24 protein-coding genes and 1 other annotated feature are annotated in these 24,809 nt (G+C 31.3%); of the genes, 22 read left to right on the forward strand and 2 right to left on the reverse strand.

Annotated features, from left to right (window positions below; all coding sequences use genetic code 11):
• Positions 1-38 precede the first annotated feature (38 nt).
• The 5 genes from SOR60_RS06415 to SOR60_RS06435 all read left to right on the forward strand — a co-directional run bounded on the left by SOR60_RS06415 (position 39) and on the right by SOR60_RS06435 (position 2,230).
• Entirely contained in the window at positions 39-341 is a 303-nt protein-coding gene (locus SOR60_RS06415; RefSeq protein ID WP_154540865.1) for a UDP-N-acetylmuramoyl-tripeptide--D-alanyl-D-alanine ligase, read from the forward strand.
• Complete coding sequence (locus SOR60_RS06420) at positions 334-819, forward strand: ferritin (RefSeq protein WP_154540867.1); 486 nt, start codon at positions 334-336, stop codon at positions 817-819. The genes SOR60_RS06415 and SOR60_RS06420 overlap by 8 nt, the downstream gene beginning before the upstream one ends.
• Before the next feature lie 176 nt (positions 820-995).
• A complete protein-coding gene (locus SOR60_RS06425) occupies positions 996-1,694 on the forward strand; it encodes an aldose epimerase family protein (RefSeq protein WP_154540869.1) in 699 nt (232 codons plus the stop codon).
• 124 nt (positions 1,695-1,818) lie between these two features.
• Entirely contained in the window at positions 1,819-1,992 is a 174-nt protein-coding gene (locus SOR60_RS06430) for a hypothetical protein (RefSeq protein WP_176270025.1), read from the forward strand.
• Between the two features lie 7 nt (positions 1,993-1,999).
• Positions 2,000-2,230 (forward strand): hypothetical protein, encoded by a 231-nt coding sequence (locus SOR60_RS06435; RefSeq protein WP_320595515.1) that lies wholly within the window; start codon positions 2,000-2,002, stop codon positions 2,228-2,230.
• A 36-nt stretch (positions 2,231-2,266) separates the two neighbouring features.
• Here SOR60_RS06435 and SOR60_RS06440 read toward each other — a convergent pair whose 3' ends face one another.
• Together SOR60_RS06440 and SOR60_RS06445 are read right to left on the reverse strand one after the other, a co-directional pair.
• Entirely contained in the window at positions 2,267-3,094 is an 828-nt protein-coding gene (locus SOR60_RS06440) for a Cof-type HAD-IIB family hydrolase (RefSeq protein ID WP_320595516.1), read from the reverse strand.
• A gap of 139 nt (positions 3,095-3,233) precedes the next feature.
• Positions 3,234-3,467, reverse strand: a complete 234-nt coding sequence (locus SOR60_RS06445; protein ID WP_320595517.1) for a glutaredoxin family protein — start codon at positions 3,465-3,467, stop codon at positions 3,234-3,236.
• An 82-nt stretch (positions 3,468-3,549) separates the two neighbouring features.
• On the opposite strand from SOR60_RS06445, the gene srtB reads away from it, so the two are divergent.
• The 17 genes from srtB to SOR60_RS06530 all read left to right on the forward strand — a co-directional run bounded on the left by srtB (position 3,550) and on the right by SOR60_RS06530 (position 24,744).
• A complete protein-coding gene (gene srtB, locus SOR60_RS06450) occupies positions 3,550-4,314 on the forward strand; it encodes a class B sortase (protein ID WP_154540877.1) in 765 nt (254 codons plus the stop codon).
• Positions 4,315-4,324: 10 nt separating this feature from the next.
• Positions 4,325-5,230, forward strand: a complete 906-nt coding sequence (locus SOR60_RS06455; RefSeq protein ID WP_154540879.1) for a DNA-3-methyladenine glycosylase family protein — start codon at positions 4,325-4,327, stop codon at positions 5,228-5,230.
• A gap of 84 nt (positions 5,231-5,314) precedes the next feature.
• Entirely contained in the window at positions 5,315-5,596 is a 282-nt protein-coding gene (locus tag SOR60_RS06460; RefSeq protein ID WP_154540881.1) for a co-chaperone GroES, read from the forward strand.
• 10 nt (positions 5,597-5,606) lie between these two features.
• Positions 5,607-7,220 (forward strand): chaperonin GroEL, encoded by a 1,614-nt coding sequence (gene groL / locus SOR60_RS06465; protein WP_154540883.1) that lies wholly within the window; start codon positions 5,607-5,609, stop codon positions 7,218-7,220.
• A 580-nt stretch (positions 7,221-7,800) separates the two neighbouring features.
• Positions 7,801-9,009: a dicarboxylate/amino acid:cation symporter gene (locus SOR60_RS06470; RefSeq protein WP_154540885.1), complete on the forward strand. Its 1,209-nt coding sequence runs from the start codon at positions 7,801-7,803 to the stop codon at positions 9,007-9,009.
• 77 nt (positions 9,010-9,086) lie between these two features.
• Positions 9,087-12,617: a pyruvate:ferredoxin (flavodoxin) oxidoreductase gene (nifJ, locus tag SOR60_RS06475; protein ID WP_154540887.1), complete on the forward strand. Its 3,531-nt coding sequence runs from the start codon at positions 9,087-9,089 to the stop codon at positions 12,615-12,617.
• 335 nt (positions 12,618-12,952) lie between these two features.
• A complete protein-coding gene (locus tag SOR60_RS06480) occupies positions 12,953-13,669 on the forward strand; it encodes a glycerophosphodiester phosphodiesterase (protein WP_154540889.1) in 717 nt (238 codons plus the stop codon).
• Positions 13,670-13,679: 10 nt separating this feature from the next.
• Positions 13,680-15,023, forward strand: coding sequence for an alanine/glycine:cation symporter family protein (locus tag SOR60_RS06485; RefSeq protein ID WP_154540891.1), 1,344 nt, complete (start codon positions 13,680-13,682; stop codon positions 15,021-15,023).
• Between the two features lie 356 nt (positions 15,024-15,379).
• Complete coding sequence (glmS, locus tag SOR60_RS06490) at positions 15,380-17,200, forward strand: glutamine--fructose-6-phosphate transaminase (isomerizing) (RefSeq protein WP_320595518.1); 1,821 nt, start codon at positions 15,380-15,382, stop codon at positions 17,198-17,200.
• Between the two features lie 498 nt (positions 17,201-17,698).
• Positions 17,699-17,922 (forward strand) — a binding site (T-box leader).
• Positions 17,923-17,985: 63 nt separating this feature from the next.
• Entirely contained in the window at positions 17,986-19,200 is a 1,215-nt protein-coding gene (locus SOR60_RS06495; RefSeq protein WP_229771221.1) for an amidohydrolase, read from the forward strand.
• A gap of 12 nt (positions 19,201-19,212) precedes the next feature.
• Positions 19,213-20,241, forward strand: a complete 1,029-nt coding sequence (locus tag SOR60_RS06500; RefSeq protein ID WP_154540895.1) for a methionine ABC transporter ATP-binding protein — start codon at positions 19,213-19,215, stop codon at positions 20,239-20,241.
• A complete protein-coding gene (locus tag SOR60_RS06505; RefSeq protein WP_154540897.1) occupies positions 20,228-20,893 on the forward strand; it encodes a methionine ABC transporter permease in 666 nt (221 codons plus the stop codon). Before SOR60_RS06500 ends, SOR60_RS06505 begins: the two co-directional genes overlap by 14 nt.
• Positions 20,894-20,911: 18 nt before the next feature.
• The gene (locus SOR60_RS06510; protein WP_154540899.1) at positions 20,912-21,784 is read left to right on the forward strand and encodes a MetQ/NlpA family ABC transporter substrate-binding protein; all 873 of its coding nucleotides are present in this window, start codon (positions 20,912-20,914) and stop codon (positions 21,782-21,784) included.
• Positions 21,785-21,799: 15 nt separating this feature from the next.
• Positions 21,800-22,666, forward strand: coding sequence for a MetQ/NlpA family ABC transporter substrate-binding protein (locus tag SOR60_RS06515; RefSeq protein ID WP_154540901.1), 867 nt, complete (start codon positions 21,800-21,802; stop codon positions 22,664-22,666).
• A 149-nt stretch (positions 22,667-22,815) separates the two neighbouring features.
• Complete coding sequence (locus SOR60_RS06520; protein ID WP_154540902.1) at positions 22,816-22,977, forward strand: hypothetical protein; 162 nt, start codon at positions 22,816-22,818, stop codon at positions 22,975-22,977.
• Positions 22,978-23,267: 290 nt separating this feature from the next.
• On the forward strand, positions 23,268-23,744 hold the full coding sequence (locus SOR60_RS06525; RefSeq protein ID WP_154540904.1) for an NUDIX hydrolase: 477 nt from the start codon (positions 23,268-23,270) through the stop codon (positions 23,742-23,744).
• Positions 23,745-24,483: 739 nt separating this feature from the next.
• Entirely contained in the window at positions 24,484-24,744 is a 261-nt protein-coding gene (locus SOR60_RS06530) for a Fic family protein (RefSeq protein WP_229771222.1), read from the forward strand.
• The last annotated feature ends 65 nt before the right edge of the window (positions 24,745-24,809 follow it).

A 24,809-nucleotide genomic window follows, 5' to 3' on the forward strand; every position in this document is an offset into this window, starting at 1 on the left:
TATCTTTCTTTGGGTAATTTTATAAAAGGAGAGATAATATGGGCGATATGCTATTGATTAAAAAATTAGATAAGGGACAATTTAATAGTAATAATATTATACCTGTAACATTTACTACAGATACAAGTGATAGATGTAAGCTTGTTGGCTTTTTTAATTACCTAAAAGAAAAAAATCTTGTTAAATCTAATAGGATTTATATCAAAAATTCAAGTTTTACTATAGATATAATCTCTTCAAATATTACCAAAGTCACAAAAGAATTAATAGAGAATAATTTCATGATATATGGGGTATATATCTTATATGATGATTATTTGGAAGGAGAATGTAATGAGTGAAAAATTACTAGATATGCTTAATGAACAAATGAATTTTGAATTACAATCAGCATACGAATATAAGGCTATGCAAATCTTTGCTTATGACATAGAATTTGATGGATTTGCTTATTGGTTTGGCAAACAAGTTAAAGAAGAATTGGAACATGCTTTAAAAATTGAGGGATTTCTTTTAGAAGTAGGTTATAAACCACTTTATAAAGCACTTGAACAACCAGAAAATAAATTTGAAGATTTATTAGATGTTGCAAAAGTAGCCCTTGATCATGAAAAAGAAGTTACAAGAAGAATCCACGAAATTGCAAAAGCTGCAAGAGAAGAAGGAGATGAAAGAGTAATTTCATTTATAAAGTGGTTTGTTGATGAACAAGTTGAAGAAGAAGATAATTTTGGAAAACTTGTTACAAGACTTGAAAGAATCAATGGAAATTACGGTGGTCTTTACATTCTTGATGGTCAACTTGCTAAAAGAGGATAAGCAAATATAAGGAGCTGTTGTAAAATTATGGATTTCTAACGTTCTATCATTATAAGTTCTCATAGACAATTTGAGGGTGGTACTCCGCTTGTGGAGGTTAAATTGTCTGGAGAAGTTTGTAATGATTTTGGAGCGATTAATTCATTCTGCAATAGCCCCTTTTTTAGTACTCAGATATGAAGATTATATTAAATAATGATAAACTAAATCTTATTATAAACTCTTATGGAGCATATGTAGAAGAATTTAGTTTCAAAAAAAATCCGGTATTTTTTCCAAAACTTTTAATAAAGATTAAAGATGAACTTAAAACAAGGGGAGGTATGCATCCGTGCCTGCCTAATTTTGGAAAAAGTGATATTGAAGATTTAGACCAACATGGTTATGGTAGGATTTCTTTTTGGGAAGTCCTAGAAAAAGATGAAAAAAGGGTCCTGTTTAAACTTAATGGAAAGAAAAAATTTGAAAATCTTTTGACTTTTATAGAATATGAGATTTCAGATAAGAATTTTAAGACTAGTTTTAAGATAAGAAATAAGTCGGAGAAAAGACTTCCAATAGCACCAGGATTTCATCCTTACTTTTGTATAGGTGATGATTTTACCGTTGAAAATCTTTCTTTAAAAGATGTAAAGCTTGAAGATACTTTTTTTATAAAAAGAGATTATCTTATATTTAAGGCGAAATTTAGTAAAATAAGGATTGAGGCTAATAAGATGAATACGTTTGCTATTTGGACTGACTTTCATGGTGATTATATTTGCCTCGAGCCAAGTTTAAATGGACCAGCTTTTAGTAAAGAGATTAACAATCCCTTATACCTAAATCCAGGGGATGAATTCAACGATGAAATAAACATAAAGATATTGGATTAAATAAAGAAAATTTAAAATGAAATTCATATATTAAAAAAACATATGAAAATATTTAAAAATATCAAGACAAACTTTGATTTTTTTAAAAAACAAAGTATAATAATCTTAAGATTAGGAGGTTATTATGAATAATAAAGCAAAAAATGTGCTAGGGGTTTTATTTTTAGCCCTTATAGCTGTTATAGCCCTTAAGTTATTGGGATTTGCAATAAATGTTATAGTGTCTGTTATAATACCCCTACTAGTAATTTATGTTTTATACAAGATAATTATAAAGAAAGAAGATATTTTTTATTAGGTGGTTTATGATGGATAATAAAGTTTTTAAAATTATACTAGGAATAATAGTTATTATTATAGGTCTTAAATTAGCGGGTTTTATCTTATCACTTTTTTTTGGTCTAGCTTTTCCTATTATATTCTGTGGAGGTTTTATCTTAGTTCCATTAATGCTTTTAGGACTAAGTATAGCAATTCCAGTTATATTAATATATGGTATTTACAAATATTTCTTTAAAAAAGATTCTTTGAATTGATTGCAAACAAAAAAGAAGCCTTGGCTAAGTGGGCTTCTATTTTTGTTGTTTTTTATCAAATACGAATTTTTCTATAGCCTCACCTACAGCTCCCTCATTATTGTTTGCCTTGGTTGTATATTTTGATACATCCTTAAGAAGAAGATGAGCATTTTGAACAGCAGCAGAATATCCAGCCTCTTCTAACATTTCTTTATCATTGTAATTATCACCAATACTTAAGACTTCATTCATACTTATACCATAGTGCTTACAAATCTTTTTAATAGCATTTGCCTTATTTACATTTTTCCTATTTATTTCCATATATATATCTGATGAATAAGAGATAGAAACGTCCCAATCGCAAATCCTTGCTATATCTTCTTCAAGACTCATAAGATAGTTTAAGTTATGGTTTTTTAAGAGCACTTTTATAATTATCTCATCTTTTATGAAATCCTCTTTTTTAGGATCTTCTACAAATTTATAAATATCTCCATCATAGTTTCCAAAAATCTTATTTCCATTCGGACTTATAATACAATGTTTGTCAGTATATATTTCAAAATGTATGCCAAGATTTTTACAGTAGTCAGATATTTCCATAACCTTATCATATTTTATAGGAGATGAATCGACTATTTTTTTACTCATATTATCCATAATAAGTCCACCGTTGCATAAAACAGAATACCTATCTTCTTTCTCAATGTCGATTTCTTCTAATATATTAAAAAGTTGGTATGGACCTCTACCTGTTGCAATTATAACCTTTATTCCCATATCCTGAGCTTTTTTTATGGCTTTTTTATTTCTTTCGTGGATTGTCCTATCTGAAGATAGGAGTGTTTCATCACAATCCGTTGCAATTAATTTAATCATATAAACTCCTTTATTGCTTGATACCCAAAACAGTTCTTTTATAATTACAAAATCTAATATATTTTATATTAAGTATAGGTGAATTTTGGGTAAATAAAAAAGGGAGACATGTAAGATAAACAAGTCCCCTTAGATTTTATTATTTTGAACTTTTCAAAAATTCTATAATATCATTGGATTCATACATATATTCTCCATCATGATATAGACATGGTACCTGTCTTTTTCCTCCATTTTTAATAAGTTCCATCATAGCATCCCTATCTTCATTTATATTAACTATATCTATATTTATACCTTCTTCATCCATGAAGTTTTCTACTTTTCTACAATGTGGACACATTGATCCGACAAATAATTTATAATCTGACATTTATTTATCTCCTAACTAAATTTCATAAATTCTTCAATTTATATTATTATACTAATATGAGAAGAAAAATAAAGGTGGAGAGATGAAAGATAAATTACTAAAGGTATTTAGATTTATTCTTGTAATTATAATTATAGTATGCTTAATAATTCTTGGAAAAAGAGGCTATGATTACTATACAAACCACAAGAATAACGAACATATTTCAGATATAGTAGAAAGTGTAGAGAAAGATTATAAGAAAAAGGGAAAAGACAAAGAAACTTTTGAGCAAAAGGAAGAAAAGTCCTTGGCTATACTAAAAAAGCTTCAAGAAGAAAATTCCGATGTGACAGGATTTATTGAAATACCAGGAACTTATATAGCTTATCCTGTTATGAAGTCAAATGATAATGAATTTTATCTAAGAAAGGGTATTAATAAAGAGTATGACATAGCAGGTTCACTTTTTATGGACTATCAGAATGATAGAGAGTTTAATGATGACAATACTGTGATATATGGTCACTTTTTAGAAGATATACCTTCTATGTTTACAGCCTTAAAGGATTTTAGGGAGCAAGAATATGCTCAAAACAATAGAACAATTTATATAACAACTGATAAGGGTTTAAGAGAGTATGAGATATTCTCAGTATATGGAACTCCAGCAGATTATGACTACAGAAGCTTAGCCTTTGGAGATGGTGAATATAAGCTAAATTATTTTAAAAAACTTAAGGATAAGTCCGAAGTAAATCTTGAAAGCCCAGACTTTAGGGAAGATGATAAAATAATAACCCTATCAACTTGCCAATATGATTATGCAGACCAAAGGCTTGCGGTTCATGCACTGAGAATTAGATAAGGAAGTATTAATGTCAAGATTTAAAACAGATAGTAAAAAGAAATTAAATATTAGAGAAGATAAGGGTCAATTGATTCTAATTCACGAATCCTTTGACCCAAAGGATATCTTCACATGTGGGCAGTGTTTTAACTTTTATGAAGAAGATGATGGTTCATTTACTGCGGTTTTTTTGAGCAAAATTATCAACCTCAAAAGTGATGGTGATAAGGTGATTATAGATAATATTAGTTTAGATGAATTTTATGACATTTTCTATGATTACTTTGACCTTAACACAAACTATGAAAAGATAAAAAACTATATTTCAATAGATGAAACTTTGAAAAAAGCTACAGAATATGGAGCTGGAATAAGGATATTAAATCAAGAATTTTTTGAAACACTTATCTCTTTTATAATTTCAGCTAATAATCAAATACCAAGGATTAAAAAGTCTGTTAGGATAATCTCCAAGATGTATGGAGACTATATTGGAGAATATAGGGGAAGAGATTATTATTCTTTCCCAACTGCTGCTTCTCTTTCAAAGGCAAAGTCAGAAGATTTAAGAGAATTTGCAAGAGTTGGTTTTCGTGATAAAAGAATAGTTGAGGCTGCAAATATAATAAATGACGGATATTTTGACTTTGAAGAAGATATAAAAATGAAAACTCCAGATTTAAGAAAGAAACTACAAGAGCTTCCAGGCATTGGTCCTAAAGTAGCTGATTGTATTTTGCTTTTTGCCTTTCATAAAAGAGAAACATTTCCAGTTGACGTTTGGATAAAAAGAGTAATGGAGGCGTTGTTTATAAAAAAAGAAGTTCCTAAAAAACAAATTTCAGAATATGCTGATAAGTATTTTGGAGAAAATGCAGGTTATGTCCAACAATATCTATTCTATTATGGAAGAGAAAATGCTATAGGAAAATAAAACTTGAAATTTTTTTTATTACTCGTATACTTAATATTGAGAGTTAGCAGTCAAAGATAATGAGTGCTAAAAGGAGGATGAAAAATGAAATTAAAACCAATCGGTGAAAGAATAGTTATAAAAAAATTAGAAGCAGAAAAGAAAACTGAATCAGGAATAGTTTTGCCTGAATCAGCTCAAGAAAAACCACAATATGCCGAAGTTGTGGCTGTAAGTAATGATATTTTAAACGATGATGATAAAAAAGATTCATTAAAAGTAGGCGATAAGGTTATTTGTTCACAATATGCAGGTACAGATGTAAAAATCGAAAAAGACAATTATGTAGTTATTGCATACAAAGACGTATTAGCAGTAGTAGAATAGGAGTTTTATAATGGCAAAAAATATAGAATATGGTAAGAGTGCAAGAGATGGTCTTGAAAGAGGAATTGATAAATTAGCAAATGCTGTAAAAGTTACACTTGGACCAAAGGGAAGGAATGTAGTACTTGACAAATCATATGGAGCACCAACTATTACAAATGACGGTGTAACCATAGCTCAAGAAATTGAACTTGAGGATAGATTTGAAAATATGGGAGCTCAACTTGTAAAAGAAGTTGCAACAAAAACCAATGATGTAGCAGGAGATGGAACAACAACAGCTACAGTTTTAGCTCAAGCTATCATCAAAGAAGGACTAAAAAACTTAGCTGCAGGAGCAAACCCAGTAGTATTGAACAAAGGTCTTAAAAAAGCAAGTGAAGCAGTTGTAAAATATATAAAAGAATCTTCAAAAGAAGTAGAAGATAAAAAAGCAATTGAACAAGTTGGAACAATCTCATCAGCAGATCCTGAAATTGGTAAATTTATAGCAGATGCTATGGAAAAAGTAGGAAATGATGGAGTAATAACAGTTGAAGAATCAAAAACAACTGATACCTATCTTGATGTAGTTGAAGGTATGCAATTTGATAAGGGATATTTATCACCATATATGGCTACAGACAATGAAAAAATGGTAGCAAACTTAGATGACCCATATATTTTAGTAACTGATAAAAAGATTTCAAATATTCAAGAAATCCTACCTTTACTTGAACAAATAGTTCAATCATCAAAACCACTATTAATAATTGCAGAAGATGTTGATGGAGAAGCTCTTACAACACTTGTTTTAAACAAACTTAGAGGAACATTTAATGTAGTTGCAGTAAAGGCTCCAGGCTATGGTGATAGAAGAAAAGAAATGCTTGAAGATATAGCAATCCTTACAGGAAGCAAGGTAATTTCAGAAGACTTATCAATGGAGTTAAAAGAAGCTACAATAGAAGACTTGGGTTCTGCTAAAAAGGTTAAAGTTGATAAAGATAAGACTGTAATAGTTGAAGGCAAAGGTGACAAAACCAAATTAGCTGAAAGAGTTGAAAAAATCAAAGGTCAAATCGAAGCATCTGATTCTGAATATGATAAAGAAAAATACCAAGAAAGAGTAGCTAAACTTGCAGGTGGTGTTGCAGTTATAAATGTTGGAGCTGCAACAGAAACAGAAATGCAAGATAAAAAATATAGAATTGAAGATGCTCTATCAGCAACAAGAGCAGCAGTAGAAGAAGGAATTGTTGCAGGTGGCGGTACAGTTCTAATAGAAGCTATCAAAAAGGTAGAAGAAATAGAAGAAACACTTGAAAATGATGAAAAGACAGGAGCAAAAATAATTGCCAAGGCTCTTGAAGCACCACTTAGACAAATAGTAGAAAATGCTGGTATGGACGGATCAGTAGTTCTAGAAAACGTTAAAAAAGCTGGACAAAATGAAGGTTATGATGCCTATGATGATGAATATGTGAATATGTTTGATAAGGGAATTGTGGAACCTACAAAAGTAACAAGGTCAGCCCTTGAAAATGCAACAAGCATTGCAAGCATGATTCTTACAACAGAAGCAGCCATAGGAGATATACCAAAAGAAAAACCAGAAGCACCACAAATGCCAATGGGATATTAAAAAATTATAAAAAAGCTGCAAGATATTGTGGCTTTTTTTATATTTAAAATAAAAACGAGCCAGTAGCAAGTTTAGATGATAAAAATGCTAAACTTGTATTTGATAGGATTCTTTCTTTAAACTCTACTATTATAATTATCTCTCACAAAATAACTAAGGATAGTTTAGATAGATTTGATAAAATAATAAATATCTAAATAGAAGATTTTGTAAAAAAGACTATAAGACAAGGATTATAAGTTAAAAATTATATATTTTAGGAAAACAATTAAAAAAATGAGTGAAATTATAAAGATATTATTGTTAAAATTAACAGTATAATTTATCATGGCTTATAGGAAAACCTAACTATTTTTAAAAATTTAATAAGAAATTTATAAAAAAGCATAAGATTCTATGAAAAATATTACTAAAAATAGATTTAAATTCTTTTAAATTACTAGAATTAAAAATTATATTTAGCAAATATGTATAAAAATTGACAAGACTTTGGAATTAGCCTTAAAAAGTTGACATGAAAACGTAAATTTGATAATATTTAGGTGATCTTAAGATTAATAATTCATTTTGGAGGAAAAAAATGAAAAAATTAGGTTTATTGCCAAGGCTTATTATTGCAATTATCTTAGGTATTATAATAGGTTTAGTAGGACCAGCAGTCCTAGTAAGAATATTAATTACTTTTAATGGTCTATTTGGCAACTTCCTTAACTTTGTTATTCCATTAATTATTATGGGTTTTGTAATCCCAGGAATAGCAGACTTAGGAGATTCAGCAGGAAAGACACTAGCAATTACAGCAGGAATTGCATACTTATCAACAATTGTGTTTGGTACTATTACATATTTTGTAGGAAGAATTATACTACCTAACTTTATCAAGGTTGGAGCTATTTCATTTAATCCAGAAGATAATGCAGGAAGGGTACTAGAACCATTTTTCCAATCACCAATGGATCCAATATTTTCTGTAACAACAGCTCTAATTATTTCATTCATTTTAGGTGTTGGTATAGCAGCAGCTAAGGCTGATGTTCTTAAAAAAGCAGTACACGAATTTTCTGATATAATCACAAAGCTTATATCATCAATAGTAATTCCATTATTACCAGTTCATATTTGTGGTATTTTTGCAAATATGGCTTATCAAGGAACAGTGGTAACAGTATTATCTGTATTTTCAAAAGTATTCATAATGGTAATAATCCTTCACTGGTTAACAATTACTGCACAATTTTCAATAGCTAGTACAGCAAGTGGTGGAAGTCCATTTAGTAAAATTAAGACTATGATCCCAGCATATATGACAGCTATAGGTACACAATCATCAGCAGCAACAATACCAGTTACACTTAACCAAACATATAAGATTGGTGTAAATAAGGGTATAGCAGATTTTGTTATTCCACTTTGTGCGACAATACACTTATCTGGATCAACAATAACACTTACATCTTGTTCAATGTCAATTCTTATGCTTAACGGATCAGATGTTGGATTCCAACACATATTTCCATTCATTTTAATGCTTGGAGTGACAATGGTAGCAGCACCAGGAGTTCCAGGTGGAGCAGTAATGGCAGCATTAGGTATTCTTCAATCAATGCTTGGATTTACAGAACCTATGACAGCTCTTATTATAGCTTTATACGTAGCTCAAGACTCATTTGGAACAGCTTGTAATATTACAGGAGATGCAGCTATAGCATGTATTGTAAACAAGATTTCTGGATTCAAACTAGATCCTGCAGCAAATGCAGAATATATAGATGAATTAGTAAAACAATAAAAATAGAACTCTTTTTTGAGTTCTATTTTTAATCGTTAAGATCAAAATTATCAAAAAAATATTAAAAGGAGTATTTAATGACTATAAAGAGAAGAAAAGTTACCATGGATGGTAACACTGCGGCGGCTCATGTTTCCTATGCTTTTAGTGAAGTATCTGCCATATATCCTATTACACCATCATCACCAATGCCAGAGTTTATTGATAAATGGGCAGCCAATGGCAGATTAAATTTATTTGGAAACCCAGTTTCAGTAACAGAAATGCAACATGAAGCGGGAGCGGCAGGAGCGGTACATGGATCTCTTGCAGCGGGAGCATTAACATCTACATACACAGCAAGTCAAGGACTTTTACTAATGATTCCTGATATGTATAAGATTGCTGGAGAAAGACTTCCTGCAGTATTTCATGTGGCGGCTCGTTCAGTCTCAACATCGACTATCAATATGTATGGTGACCATCAAGACGTTATGGCAGCAAGAGCAACAGGATTTGCTTTCTTAGCGAGTGGTTCAGTTCAAGAAATAATGGATCTTTCGCCAGTAGCGCATCTTTCAGCAATTGAGGCTAGAATTCCATTTGTAAACTTTTTTGATGGATTTAGAACAAGTCATGAAATTCAAAAGATAGATGTATGGGATTATGACCAATTTCAAGATATGGTAAATTGGAAAGCTGTTGATGAGTTTAAAAACGATTCCTTAAATCCACATAGACCATTTATGCGTGGAGTATTTGAAAAGAGTGGATATTTCCAAAGAGCTGAAGCTCAAAATAAGGCTTATATTGGATTACCAGAAATCGTTATTTCATATATGAATAAGATAAATGAAAAAATCGGAACAGATTATTCTTTATTTAACTATGTAGGAGCTGAAGATGCTACTGATATAATTGTTGCAATGGGTTCTGGTACAGATACTATCCAACAAACTGTAGATGAGCTAAATAAAGAGGGAAGAAAAGTAGGGCTTGTAAAAGTTCACCTTTATAGACCTTTCTCTACAAAACACTTACTTGAAGCAATTCCAGAAACAGTAGAAAGGATTGCAGTACTAGATAGGACAAAGGAAAAAGGATCTGCTGGAGAACCACTATACTTAGATGTGTTAGAAGCATTCTCAGACTCTAGTAGAAATCCAAAAATAATAGCTGGTAGATATGGACTTGGACAAAAAGATACAAGACCTGCTCACTTTAAATCAGTGTTTGACAACCTACAAGGTGAGATGAAAAATCACTTTACTATAGGTATTTATGATGATGTAACAAACACATCACTTGAAACAGACGAAAGCTTTGTAATTTCAGATGGACAAACAAGACGTTGTATCTTCTGGGGTAATGGTGGAGATGGTACAGTTGGTGCAAACAAATCTGCTATAAAAATTATAGGAGATAATACAGATATGTTTGCTCAAGGTTATTTTGATTATGATGCAAAGAAATCTAATGGGCTTACAATGAGTCACTTAAGATTTTCACCAAACCCAATTCATGCAGCATACTTTATAGATGAAGCAGACTTTGTATCATGCTCACCTCAAGCCTATGTTAGACAATATGACTTGGTAGAAAATCTTAAAGAAGGTGGTATCTTCTTACTTAACACAATTTGGTCAGAAGATGAACTTGAAGATCATATACCAAACAAAATGCTTAGGGATATAGCTGAGAAAAATATCAAATTCTATACAGTAAACGCATCAAAGATTGCCCAAGAAGTTGGACTAGGACATAGGACAAATATGGTTATTCAAACAGCCTTCTTTATCTTATCAGAAGTACTCCCTATAGATGATGCAATAAAATATCTAAAAGATTCTATAGAAAAATCTTATGGTATGAAGGGTCAAGATATTGTTGATATGAACAATAAGGCAGTAGATCGTGCTAGTGAACAATTACAAAAAATAAAAGTAAAAGAAGAATGGAAAGACCTAAAAGATGATGAAGAAAATGTAAATGAAAATGAACCTGATTTTATCAAAAATATGGTTAGGCCAATCATAAACTTAAAAGAAGATGAACTTCCAGTTTCAACATACCTTCCATACGATGATGGTCAATACATGCCTGGAACATCAAGATATGAAAAACGAGGTATAGCCTTATTCGTTCCAGAATGGAATATAGACAATTGTATCCAATGTAATCAATGCTCTTATATTTGTCCACACGCAACAATTAGACCATTTTTATTAGATGAAGAACAAAAAGCTAAGGCACCAGAAGGATTTGAAACTAAAAAAGCTATAGGAAAAGGTCTAGAAGGATATGAATTTAGAATCCAAGTATCACCATATGACTGTATGGGATGTGGAAACTGCGTTGATGTATGTCCAGCTCCTAAAAAAGCCTTAGAAATGAAGTCAATAGAAGAACAAATAGAAAAAGAAGCAGATAATTGGGAATTTGCCCATAGTCAAGTTGGATATAGGAATGACGAAATAGCACCAACAAATGTTAAGAATTCACAATTTAGCCAACCACTTCTTGAATTTTCAGGAGCTTGTGCAGGTTGTGGAGAAACACCTTATGCAAAACTTATAACTCAACTATATGGTGATCATCAAATCATCTCAAATGCAACAGGATGTTCATCAATCTGGGGCTCATCAGTTCCATCAATGCCATATTGCACAAATAGCAAGGGTGAAGGCCCAGCTTGGGCATCATCCTTATTTGAAGATGCAGCAGAGTATGGCTACGGTATGCTTCTAGCAACAAAATCTAACAAGTTCTTACTTGAAACATTAATGAAGAAGTTTATAGGACTTAAAGTAACATCTGCTCTTAACGAAGTATTTAACGAATGGCTTGAAAATAACAATGATTTTGAAGAGAGCAAGAAAGCAGCTATAAAGATTGGAGCACTTCTAGGAAATAAAACTGATAATGACGAAGCAAATGGGATTTTGGAAAGAATTAAATCACTAAAAGACTACCTAGTTAAAAAATCCATATGGATTTATGGTGGAGATGGTTGGGCTTATGATATAGGTTTCTCAGGAGTAGACCATGTACTAGCTAGTGGGGAAGATATAAATATAATTGTATTTGATACAGAAGTTTACTCAAATACAGGTGGGCAAAGCTCAAAAGCAACACCTCTTGCAGCTGTAGCTAAATTTGCAGCAAGTGGCAAGAAAGTAAGGAAAAAAGACCTAGGACTTATGATGACAAGCTATGGATATGTATATGTAGCACAAGTTGCAATGGGAGCAAATCAAGCCCAAACTCTTAAGGCTATAAAAGAAGCAGAATCATACCATGGTCCTTCAATCATAATTGCCTACGCACCATGTATAAACCATGGTATAAAGGCAGGTATGGGTAAGACCCAAAGAAGAGAAAAAGAAGCTGTAGCAAGTGGTTATTGGCACTTATGGAGGTTCAATCCAATGCTTAAAGAAGAAGGAAAGAATCCTTTTGTTTTAGATAGTAAGGAGCCTACAGAATCATTCCAAGAATTCTTACAAGGAGAAGTAAGATATGCTTCCCTTAAGAAAGCCTTCCCAGAAGATGCTGACAGACTCTATGCAGAAGCAGAAGAAGCTGCAAAAGATAGGTACGAATCATACCTAAAAATGGAAAATAAATAAGCTGATAAATCCTAAAAATATCATATGAATTACTAAGTGTTTTATAAAAGGGACTGTTGCAAAATATGAATTTCTAATGTTCATTATTACAAGTTACTCATAGACAATTTGAAAATATCCTAATGGCTCATGGATGCTAAATTTTCGTGGAGGAGCTTGCAATGATTTTGAAATGATTAATTCATTCTGTAACGGTCCCTTTTTTATGTCTAACAGGTAAATTTATGATTATTTAAGAATATAAAAAAAATATTGACAGCAATGTTAAATATGCTATTATATAAATAATAGTCCAGTTAATTATTGCTGGGCTTATTTTATTATAGGGGGTAAAAATGTTAAATTACGCACATAGAGGTTTCAAAGAAAAGTTTCCAGAAAATACTATGCTAGCTTACAAGAAGGCTCTTGAATATAAAGCAGATGGTATAGAGCTTGATGTACACTTAAGTAAAGATGGTGAACTAGTAATAATCCATGATGAAAATTTATTAAGAACTTGTGGTGAAGATAGCCTTGTTAAAGATAAAACTTTAAGTGAATTAAAGAAATTAAATGCATCTTTTGATTATGAAGAATATAAAGAAGAAATTCCAACTCTTAGGGAGTATTTTGACTTTATTAAGACAAGCAATCTAATAACAAATATTGAGATTAAAAATGGGTTAATCTTTTATCAAGGCATTGAAGAAAAAATTTATAATATGATTAAAGAATATGATCTTAAAGATAGGGTTATAATTTCATCATTTAATCATGAATCTATTATGAGAATGAAAGAAATTGATGAAACTTTAAAACTTGGATTTCTTGAAGAATCAGTTCTTGCAAATCCTATAAAATACCTAAAGGATAATGGAATATCTTATTTTCACCCACTAATTAATACAATTAATAAAGACTTGGTGAAAATGATGCATGATAATGGTATAAAGGTAAATGCATGGATGTCATCTAAGCAAAAATATGATTACTTAAAGTACCTAGATTATGATCTAGATGGAATTATCACAGATAATCCTGAAAAAATTTATAATTTAACAAATAAATAAGGAGAACTTTATGGAAAATTTAGAACTGATATTAGAAAAAATAAATAAAGTATTATGGGGTAATTGGTTAGTTTTTGTTCTTTTAGGATTAGGTATTCTATACACCATAGCAACTGATTTTGTTCAAGTAAGGCACTTTAAATATATAATAAAAAGCACATTAATAAAAAGTTTTAAGGAAAGAAATATTGAAAAAAGAGAGGGCTCCTTATCAACTTTTCAAGCTATGATGGTTACTTTGGCTGGTAACATAGGTGGAGGAAATGTAGTTGGTGTTGCAACAGCTATAGTATCTGGTGGTTATGGAGCCATATTTTGGATGTGGTTGGCTGCTTTTTTTGGTATGGCTTTAAAATATGGTGAAATAGTATTATCTCAACTATATAGAGGAGAGGATAAAGATAAAAATATATTATCCGGTCCTATGTATTACATAAGAGATGGGCTTAAAGCGCCATTTTTGGGTATAATTATAGCAATTCTCATGACTATAAAGATGATGGGTGCGAACTTAGTTCAATCAAATACAATAGCAACAATCCTATATGACAATTTTAAATTCAATAATTTAATGACAGGAATTATATTAACAATATTACTTTTTATTATTGCTATAGGAGGATTGAAAAGATTAGCCAAAGTTGCAACAAGTCTTGTACCTATTATGTCAATTTTGTATGTAATTCTTTGCTTACTTGTGATTATTGTAAATATAAAGAATGTTCCAATTGTTATTTTTAATATATTCAATCAAGCTTTTTCTTTTAAAGCTGCAAGTGGTGGAGTAGGTGGACTGGTTATTGCAAGAGCCATGCAATATGGTATAGCACGTGGTATGTATTCAAATGAAGCAGGTGAAGGTACTGCACCATTTGCACATGGTACAGCTATAGTGGATCATCCTGTTGAAGAAGGAATTACTGGTGTTACTGAAGTTTTCATTGATACCATAGTTATTTGTTCACTTACAGCTATAACTATAGGTGTTTCCCAAATTCCTATAGATGGAGAAAGTATATTAGCATCAAACATGGCAATAACAGCTATATCTACTGTATTTAAACCATTATCATATTTAGCTATATTTGCCTTATTAATATTTTGTTTTACAACACTTATGGGTCAATGGTTTAATGCTGCAAAATCATTTACCTATGCATATGGAGAAAAATTTACTTCAAAAGTAAAATATGTTTATCCATTTCTTTGTATCGTAGGATGTCTTGGAAAAATTAATTTGGTTTGGACAATTCAAGATATAGCAATGGGACTTGTTATAATTCCAAATATAATTGCTTTATTAATCTTGGTAAAAGAGGTAAGAAACCAAACTAAAGATTTTTTTGGAAAATAAATATTAGAAAATATACAGGGTTAATTTTACTAACTCTGTATTTTTGTCTAATTTTCTTAGTATAAAAATTTCGATATACTTATGTAGAATTGTGTAAAGTTTAACAAAAACCTTTAGGTTTTATTTATGACTTTTACAAATACTTTATTTATTCACAATTTTATCGTATAATTAAACACGAGGTAAAAAAATAAATTAGCGCCAGATCCCTAAGGGATGACGAGGAATGGAGCTATCGAAAATTCGGCGGGTGCTCCATGGCTTTCACAGGCTTAGTATTTCACAAAAGTAGGAAGAAATTCCTATCACAAAAGAAATAAAGTGACCTCTAAAATTAAATATTTAAGGAGGATACTATGTGCGGAATAGTATGTTATAAGGGAAATTTAAATGCTAGAAATGTAATTGTAGAAGGTTTAGAAAGACTAGAATATAGAGGATACGACTCAGCTGGAATTTCTCTAATTAAGGACGGTAAATTGTCTACTGTTAAGAAAAGTGGTAAAGTTAAGGTTTTAAAAGATGAACTTGAAAAAAACCCTATTGAAGGAAATCTTGGAATTGGCCATATAAGATGGGCAACTCATGGTGGTCCTTCAGACATAAACTCCCACCCACATTTATCAAATGATGGTAAGATTGCAGTAGTCCACAATGGTATTATTGAAAACTACAATGAATTAAAAGAAGGTCTTAAAAAGGAAGGATATACGTTTAAGTCAGATACAGATACAGAAGTAGTCGCAGTTTTGATAGAAAAATACTATGACGGAGACCTACTTGAAGCTGTAAAAAAATCGAGACTTGACTTAAGAGGTTCCTATGCTTTAGGAATTATTTCAGAAAATGAAGATGATAGGCTTATAGTGTTAAGGGAAGAAAGTCCACTAGTTTTAGGTCTTACAGAAAGTGGAATCCTTGCAGCAAGCGACCTTCCATCTATTATAAAATATACTAAAGATGTAATTTATCTTGACAATGGCGACCTTGTAGATATTAATGGAGATAAGTACACAATTTATAATAGAGATAATGAAGAAATTGAAAGAGAAATATCAAAGGTTACATTTTCATTTGAAGATGCAACAAAAGAAGGCTATGACCATTTCATGATTAAAGAAATCAATGAACAACCAAGAGCTATAGCTGATACTATAAAATATAAGATGCATGAGGGAGATATTGATTTTGGGGAAAATGCCTTTACTAAAGAGGAGATTGAAGGTTTTAATAAAATCTATATGGTAGCTTGTGGTACTGCCTACAATGCAGGAATAGTTGGAGCTTATGCCTTTGAAAAGTTTGCTAAAATTCCAGTTATAACTGATATAGCTAGTGAGTTTAGATACAACGATCCATTTATAGATAAAAACTCTCTAATAATCCTTCCATCTCAATCAGGTGAAACAGCAGATACTCTAGCGGCACTAAGACTTGCAAGAGAAAAGGGAGCAAAAACTTTAGTCTTAACAAATGTGGTAGCATCATCTCTTGATAGGGAAGCTGATAAGACAATATATTGTTATGCAGGTCCTGAAATTGCAGTAGCATCAACCAAGGCTTATACAACCCAAATTATATCTTTATATATGCTTGCTCTAGATTTTGCCAAAAAACTAGGAACAATCTCAGAAGATGAATATAAAAATATCTTAGAAGAGATTAAGGCTATACCAGAAAAGGTAAAAGAAATCCTAAACAATATTGAAGATATTAAAAAATATGCTCAAGAAATTAAAGACTTTGAATCAATGTTTTATTTAGGTCGAGGTCTTGACTATTCATCTGTAATAGAGGGTGCACTTAAACTAAAGGAAGTTTCATATATCCATTCAGAAGCCTTTGCTGCAGGAGAGCTTAAACATGGAACTATAGCCTTAATAGAAGAAGGTACTCCAGTTGTAACTGTTGCAACCCAATCAAATATTATAGAAAAAACTATATCCAATGTAAAAGAGGTAATATCAAGAGGAGCAAATATTTTTGCAATCTGTACTCCAGATGACCATCTTGAAGAAATATCAAATTATGCCTACATCTTACCTAAGACAATTGATGCTCTTTATCCAGTACTTGCAGTAATTCCACAACAATTACTTGCCTACTATACATCAAATGCTAAGGGGATAGATGTAGATAAGCCAAGAAACTTAGCTAAATCAGTTACTGTAGAATAACTTGCACAAATGTTTAAATACAGTATATTATTAGTGAATTTATTTTACCAAAACCATGGGGAAGTCCTTTAGGACTTCTTTTTTTGTATAAATTTATATTTTATATAAGATTATAAGACTTTGGATAAATGAGAAATTTTAAAAGATGATACTACTATATATTGCTTATTAATTATAATATATAATCAAATTTCCTATATTAATCTTTAAGATTAGTTATCTTTTTAAAAAATAAGGATAAAACTTATAAAAGTATCAAGTATTATACTTTACTTATCATTATATATGGATTTCCTATTAACTTGCCTACAGTATAGCTAAAATTTTTCAAAAATTTGTAATAATCATCGAACTATATATATTAGCCTTATATAAAAAATCCTTTAAAATAGGCATTTATTTTCATAAATTACGAGTTTAATAATAAATTATAAAAAAATATTTGACAGCTTCAAGAAAAAATAGTATTATTACAATATCAAATCGAATTAGACTAAAATAAACCAGACAAAGAGAAGAGTAATTACGTGGATTATTCTACAGAGAGCCCTGTTTAGCTGAGAAGGGTGGATGAGAAATGTGATGAAGATGGCCTCAGATGGGATAAGTCGATAGTTAGACTTATACGGGAACTCCCGTTACAGGGTTAGGATATGCTAGTATCTGAAGTGGCATTTTTTAATGCAAAAAAGGTGGTAACGCGGAAAATTTTCGTCCTTATTGTAGCTTAGGCTATGATAAGGACTTTTTTATTACAAATAAAAATCAAGAGAAAGGATATAAAAATGGCAGTTAAAGATATAGGAATAAGTGGTCAAGAAATAAAAGATTTATCTAAAGGAAATCTAGACTTTGCTAAGAATGTCAAAAATTACCTGCATGAGTTTCCTGAACTATCAAGTAAGGAATTTAAAACAAGAAAATTTCTGATAAGTGAGTGTAGAAAACTTTGCCTTGAAATTGAAGAAGTACAAAACTCAACTGGCTTTGTTGCAATTCTTGATACTAAAAGGCCAGGTAAAATTGTAGGAATAAGGACAGATATAGATGCCCTTCCTATAGATGAAAGTGAATTTAACTTAAATAGAAAAAAAGAGAAAGTATCTAAAAATCCTGGCGTAATGCACGCTTGTGGTCACGATGCTCATATGGCAATAGTACTTACAAGTGCAAAAATTCTAACAAACCTTAAAGATAGACTTTCTGGAAAAATATACTTTATCTTTGAAGAAGGTGAAGAAACTGGTTCTGGTATCTATCCAATGATTGAGCATCTAAAGGATGTAGGATTTGATGCAATATATGGAAACCATATTGATACAGACCTTGCTGTTGGAAAAATAGGTATACCTCTTGATTCAGTCTATGCAGGAAGCGTAGGAGTTGACTTTGATGTTATAGGTCGTGGTGGTCATGGTAAAAGACCTGATTTACTAATTTCTCCTATAACAGCCCTCACAAGCATCATAAATGCTCTAACAACAACTTGGGCAACAGGTTTTAATCCTGAGGAGATTATTACTTTAGGTATAGGGGCTATAAATGCAGGTCATGCTTCAAATGTAATACCAGATAAGGCAAATCTCAAGGCAACCCTAAGATTTTTCAAAGATGAGGTTGGAGAAAGGGCTCTAGATAAGCTTAAAGAAGTGGTTAGTGCCACTGCTTCAGTTTATGGCTGTAAGGTAAGATTTAATGACTTTACAAGAATTGTTGCCTACCCAGTCTTTAATGATAAAAAGCTTGCACTATTTGCAAGAAATTCTCTAGAAAACTTATTTGAAGACTCTCTTGTTGAGGTAGAAAGATCCTTTGGTGGAGAAAGCTTTTTTGGATATGCTAAACTATGTCCTACAGTTTTCGTAAAAATTGGAGTTAGAAATGAAGATGTTGGAGCTGGAGCAGGAGTCCACACAGATATATTTGATCTTGATAATGATGCACTATACTATGCAATAGCTAATGCAGTTAATTTTGTAAAAGACTTTTTAAATAATTAGAAAGAGGAATAAATGATAGAATTAAAAGATATAAGTGTCGACTTTGATGGCTTTAAGGCAGTCGATAAGGTAAGTCTTAAAATAGAAAAGGCAGATGCCTTTGGCATAGTGGGATTTTCGGGGGCTGGAAAGTCAACCCTAGTAAGATGTATAAATCTTCTACAAAAACCAACAGAAGGCGAAGTAATAGTAAATGGAGAAGATTTTCTAAAGCTTTCAGATAAAGAATTAAGAAAAAGACGTAAAAAAATCGGAATGATTTTTCAACATTTTAACCTACTTAATAATCTTACTGTAATAGACAATGTGATATTTCCGATAAGAAAAGATCAAAAGAGTAAAAAAGAAAAACTAGAAAAGGCTCAAAAGTTGCTAGAGCTTGTAGGAATAGGGGATAAGGCAAACTCTTATCCTAGAGAGCTTTCAGGAGGACAAAAACAAAGATGTGCCATAGCAAGAGCTCTTGCATCTGATCCTGAGATTCTTCTTTGTGATGAGGCAACAAGTGCCCTTGACCCAAAGACAACCAAGCAGATCCTTGCCCTTTTACAAGAAATAAAAGATAAAATCGGCCTTACTATAGTAATAATCACTCATCAAATGGAAGTTGTAAAAGACTTGTGTAATAAGGTTGCAGTAATGCAGGATGGGAAAGTTGTAGAAGAGGGAACAACGCTTGAAATTTTCTCAAATCCAAAAAACAAACTCACTAAGGATTTTGTTGAAACTTCAACTAATGTAAACCAAACCATAGAAGAAGTCAAAAATAATATATCAGCACTTGGACCTGATGAGTCCCTAGTTAAACTTTCTTATGTAGGAGAGAGTACAACAGAACCAGTTATAAATGAAATCTATGAGAAATTTTCTATAAAGACAAATGTACTTGCAGGAAATATCGAGTTTATAACAGGAACTCCTGTAGGAAACCTAATAGTAACCTTTAAGGGAGATAAAGAAAAAATTGATCAAGCCGTTGAGTATCTAATATCAGGTGGAACGAATGTAACTTTTTTAGGAGATAGTAATGGAATACTTTGATTATGCACTTTCAATAAAAGATAGGATATTTGAGGATATAGGCCTAACATTTTATATGCTTATCTTATCAGCTATATTTTCTGGAATATTTGGACTTATAATAGGAGTTATTTTAGTTGTAACAAATGATGGGGGGATTTTAGAAAATAAAAAAGTTTACTCAATCCTTGATAAAATAACAAACCTCTTCAGAGCTATACCCTTTATCATACTTCTTGCTGTAATAAGCCCTCTTACAAATATAATAGTAGGAACAAGGATAGGGCCAACAGCTGCAATAGTACCCTTAGTTTTCTCATGTGTGCCATTTTTTGCCAAACAAGTAGAACAAGCACTTGCAGAAGTAGATCCAGGAGTAATAGAGGCTGCAGAAGCTATGGGAAACTCCCCTTTTGAAATAATAACAGCAGTTTACTTAAGAGAAGGTCTTCCTTCACTTATAAGGGCGTCATCCATAACTCTTATCTCCCTTCTAGGTCTTACAGCTATGGCTGGAACTATAGGGGCAGGAGGAATAGGAAATCTTGCCATAGCAGTTGGCTATAACAGATATAAAAATGATGTTGTAATAATTTCAGTAATAGTAATTTTAATAATTGTATATGCTATACAGGGTATAGCCAATTTATTAATAAAGAAAACATCACATTAATAAATATAGGAGGAAATGATGAAAAAACTTACAAAACTAGCACTTACATTTGGACTTATACTTTCAGTTACAGCTTGTTCAAATAATAGTAGTAATAAAAATGTAGAAAGTAATAACTCTTCAAATCAAAGTCAAGCAGAAGACAGATTTGCCAATGCTGATACTATTAAACTTGGTGTAGTTGGTGAAAAAAACGAGGTATGGCAAGATATAGCCAAAAGATATGAAAAAGACACAGGGAAGAGAATTGAAATCATATCTTTTTCAGATTATAATCAACCAAACGAGGCATTGAATTCAGGAGATATTGACATTAATGCTTTCCAACACAAGAAATTCTTGGAAGACTATAATCAATCCCATAAGACAGACATAGTATCTATAGGAGACACCCTACTTGCACCAATGGGAATATACTCAGATAAGATTAAAGATGTAAAAGAAATTGAAATTGGTGATAAAATCGCTATTCCAAACGACCCAACCAATGGAGCACGTGCACTTTTCTTACTTCAATCAGCAGGCCTAATAGAGCTTAATGGAAAAGAAGGAGATGCTATTACAGTTGCCAATATTAAAAATAACCCTAAAAACCTTGAGATAATAGAACTTGATGCCTCACAAACAGCAAGAAACCTAACAGAAGTTAAGGCATCAGTAATAAACTCAGGGATGGCAGTAGATGCAGGATTTATTCCAACAGAAGATGCAATCTATCTTGAAGATAAAAATGATCCGGCAAAAGCAATTTATGTAAATATAATAGCAGCTAAAAAAGAAGATAAGGACTCAAAAACTTTAGAAAATATAGTTAAAAACTACTATCAAACAGACGAAACAAAAAAAATAGTAGAAAAAGAATCAAAAGGTTCAGAAATACCAGCATGGTAAAATAAGGAGAGAATAATGAAAAAACTAGCAAAAATCGGATTAAGTCTTGCACTAATTATTGGAATAACAGCGTGTGGAAATAATAATAAAGATGATAGCAAAAAGGCAGCTTCAAATGATACATCAAATTCTACACAAGCAAGTGAAAAACAAACCATAAAAATTGGTGTTGTTGGAGAATTTAATGATGTATTAAAAGAAGTTGCTAAAAGATATGAAGAAAAAACAGGCAATAAAATTGAAATTGTAGTATTCGGCGACTATAACCAGCCAAACGAAGCTCTAGAAGCAGGTGATATTGACCTAAATGCCTATCAACACAAAAAGTTCCTAGAAGGATTTAACAAAGACCATGGAACAGATTTAGTATCTATAGGAAATACAATGCTTGCACCTTTAGGAATCTACTCTAAACAATACAAGTCACTTGATGAAGTAAAAGACGGTGATAAAGTAGTAATTCCAAATGATGCATCAAACGGAGCAAGAGCCTTATTCTTACTTCAAGATGCAGGGCTTATAAAAGTAAATGGCAAAAAAGGAGATCCAGTAACTGTAACAGATATTTCAGAAAACCCTAAAAAACTTGAAATAATTGAAGTAGATGCCTCACAAACAGCAAGAAACCTAGAATCGGCAGCTCTTGCTGTAGTAAATGACACCTTTGCACTTGACTCAAAGATTGCAACAGAGTTTCCAGCACTAAAATTTGAAGAATCAAAACCAACAGATGACAACCCATATGTTAATATAATCGTAGCTAAAAAAGATAGAAAAGATGATAAAGTATTAAATGACTTTGTTAGAAACTACTATCAAACAGACGAAACAAAAAAAGACTACGAGAAATTCACAGGTGGAGCTTGGATACCTGCTTGGTAAAAATATCAAACCATAATCGTAGAAAGGCCCTTGCTGGGTCTTTTCTATTGCTTAAATTTACATAAATTATAGTATAATGACATAAAAAATTAGAGATTTATGTTAATAGGAGAAATTAGAAATAAGGTGGACTCCATCTGGACTACCTTGTGTATAGAGGGTTAAACCAACCACTTACAAATATAGAGCAAATTACATACCTATTTTTTATTAAATGTCTTGATGAAAGAGATATAAACCTCGAAAAAGATGAAAACGTCAAAATAAATAAGGCTAAAACTTTACAAAAAATAGTAGAAGGCTATAGATGAACTTCCTACAGAAGATAACGACATAAAAGGAAATATCTACGAATACCTTTTATCCAAACTTCTTCGCACACCAAGATATATTATAAAAATGATAGTAGAACTAGTTAGACAAAAGCTGATGATTTAATAATAGATCCAGCTTGTGAGTTTCGTTTCACCTTATGACAACGTCAGATAGTTACGATGGATACTTGGTTTTAGAGCCTCTACAAAAAAATAAAAATAACAATTAATAGAATTTGAACGATAATTTAAAAACCAACTTGAAATAACGTGTATTAGGAGAGAAGATGGATATTAGTTTTATAAATAATAAAGAAAAATTTAATTATAGAGTATGTGGGATAATCATCAAAGAAAATAAAATTTTGGCGATGAAAGACGAGAGATCCTCTTATTATTATTTGCCAGGTGGACGAGTTATGATAGGGGAACGAGCAGAAGATGCAATCATTCGTGAGATAAAGGAAGAGCTTGAAATAGATGCTTCGATTATTAGACCGCTATGGCTTAACCAAGCTTTCTTTCGAGAAAATGTAGATAAACTTCAATATCATGAGCTGTGTATTTACTTTTTAATGGATATTGAAAATACATCTATTTCACAAAAGGGAAATAAATTTACTTTACAAGAAGGTAACCATACCCATGACTTTGAATGGTTATACTTTGATTCACTAACAGATTTATATTTTTATCCTTTGTTTTTAAAAGATGAAATATTTAATATTCCTGAGACATTTACACTACTTACTGAAATAGAGTAGTTATTTTATTTACCTACATAGATTCCTTTATTCCGAAAAACGATTTATTTCATTCTGAAAAAGCCTTTTATAATATGCTTTATGTGATGAAAATGTATTAGTATAAAAGAAGCCACAGAGAAATGGGAAATTTCAGATAGAAGAATATGAGTGCTCTTGAAAGAGGAAAAAATTCCAGTTGCTTTTCGTAGAGGCAAACTTTGGTAGATTCCTTCAAGTGAAAAAAATCTAAGATGGATGTTTGAAAAAAGTTGATGATTTACTGTTTAAAATTGAAAAGAATAAAAAGATATTAGATAACAAACGTCCACTAACTTGGGGAAGGCTAGAGGACTAAACGAAGAATTTAAAGTTGAATATACTTTTAACTCTAATGCTATTGAAAGGAATACACTAACCCTAAGAGAAAAAGATATGGTTTTAAGGGGCTGACGATTGACAGAAAACCCTTAAAATATTACCTCGAAGCAATAGGTCACAAAGAAGCTTTTGATTTTGTAAGGTCCTTAGTAAAAGAGAAAGCACAATTAACAGAGAGTATTATTAAGCAAATACATTATTTGATTTTATCAGATAAAAAAGATGATAGAGAAGTTTATTGAACAGTTCCTGCTCGTATAATGAGAGTTAAGGTATAATGAGAGTTAAGTATGAATCAGTGCAACCCTATTTAAGAGAGCCCAAGATGAATGAGTTATTAAATTGATATCAAGAAGCTTCAGAAAATATTGTTTCAAATTTGAATAAATTCCATATTGAATATGAAGCAATTCATCCATTTATAGATGGAAATGTAAGGACTGGAAGATTCTTGGTCAACTTAGAGCTAATTAAAACAGGCTACCCTCCTATTGATATTAAGTTTACTAATAGAGTTTCTTACTATAAAGATTTTAACGAACATCATACTAAAGGAGATTTATCAGATATGGAAAATTTATTTGCTGGTTATTTAATTGAAAGGCCTAAATATTACATTAATATATTAAGTGATGAGTAGATTTAACGCCTGGGTCTCTTGTCATAATTGTGATAATGGCAGATAGTAAGATGGACATTGGCTTT

It is taken from the genome of Anaerococcus porci (assembly GCF_034090325.1).
In the GTDB taxonomy this organism is placed as follows: domain Bacteria; phylum Bacillota; class Clostridia; order Tissierellales; family Peptoniphilaceae; genus Anaerococcus; species Anaerococcus porci.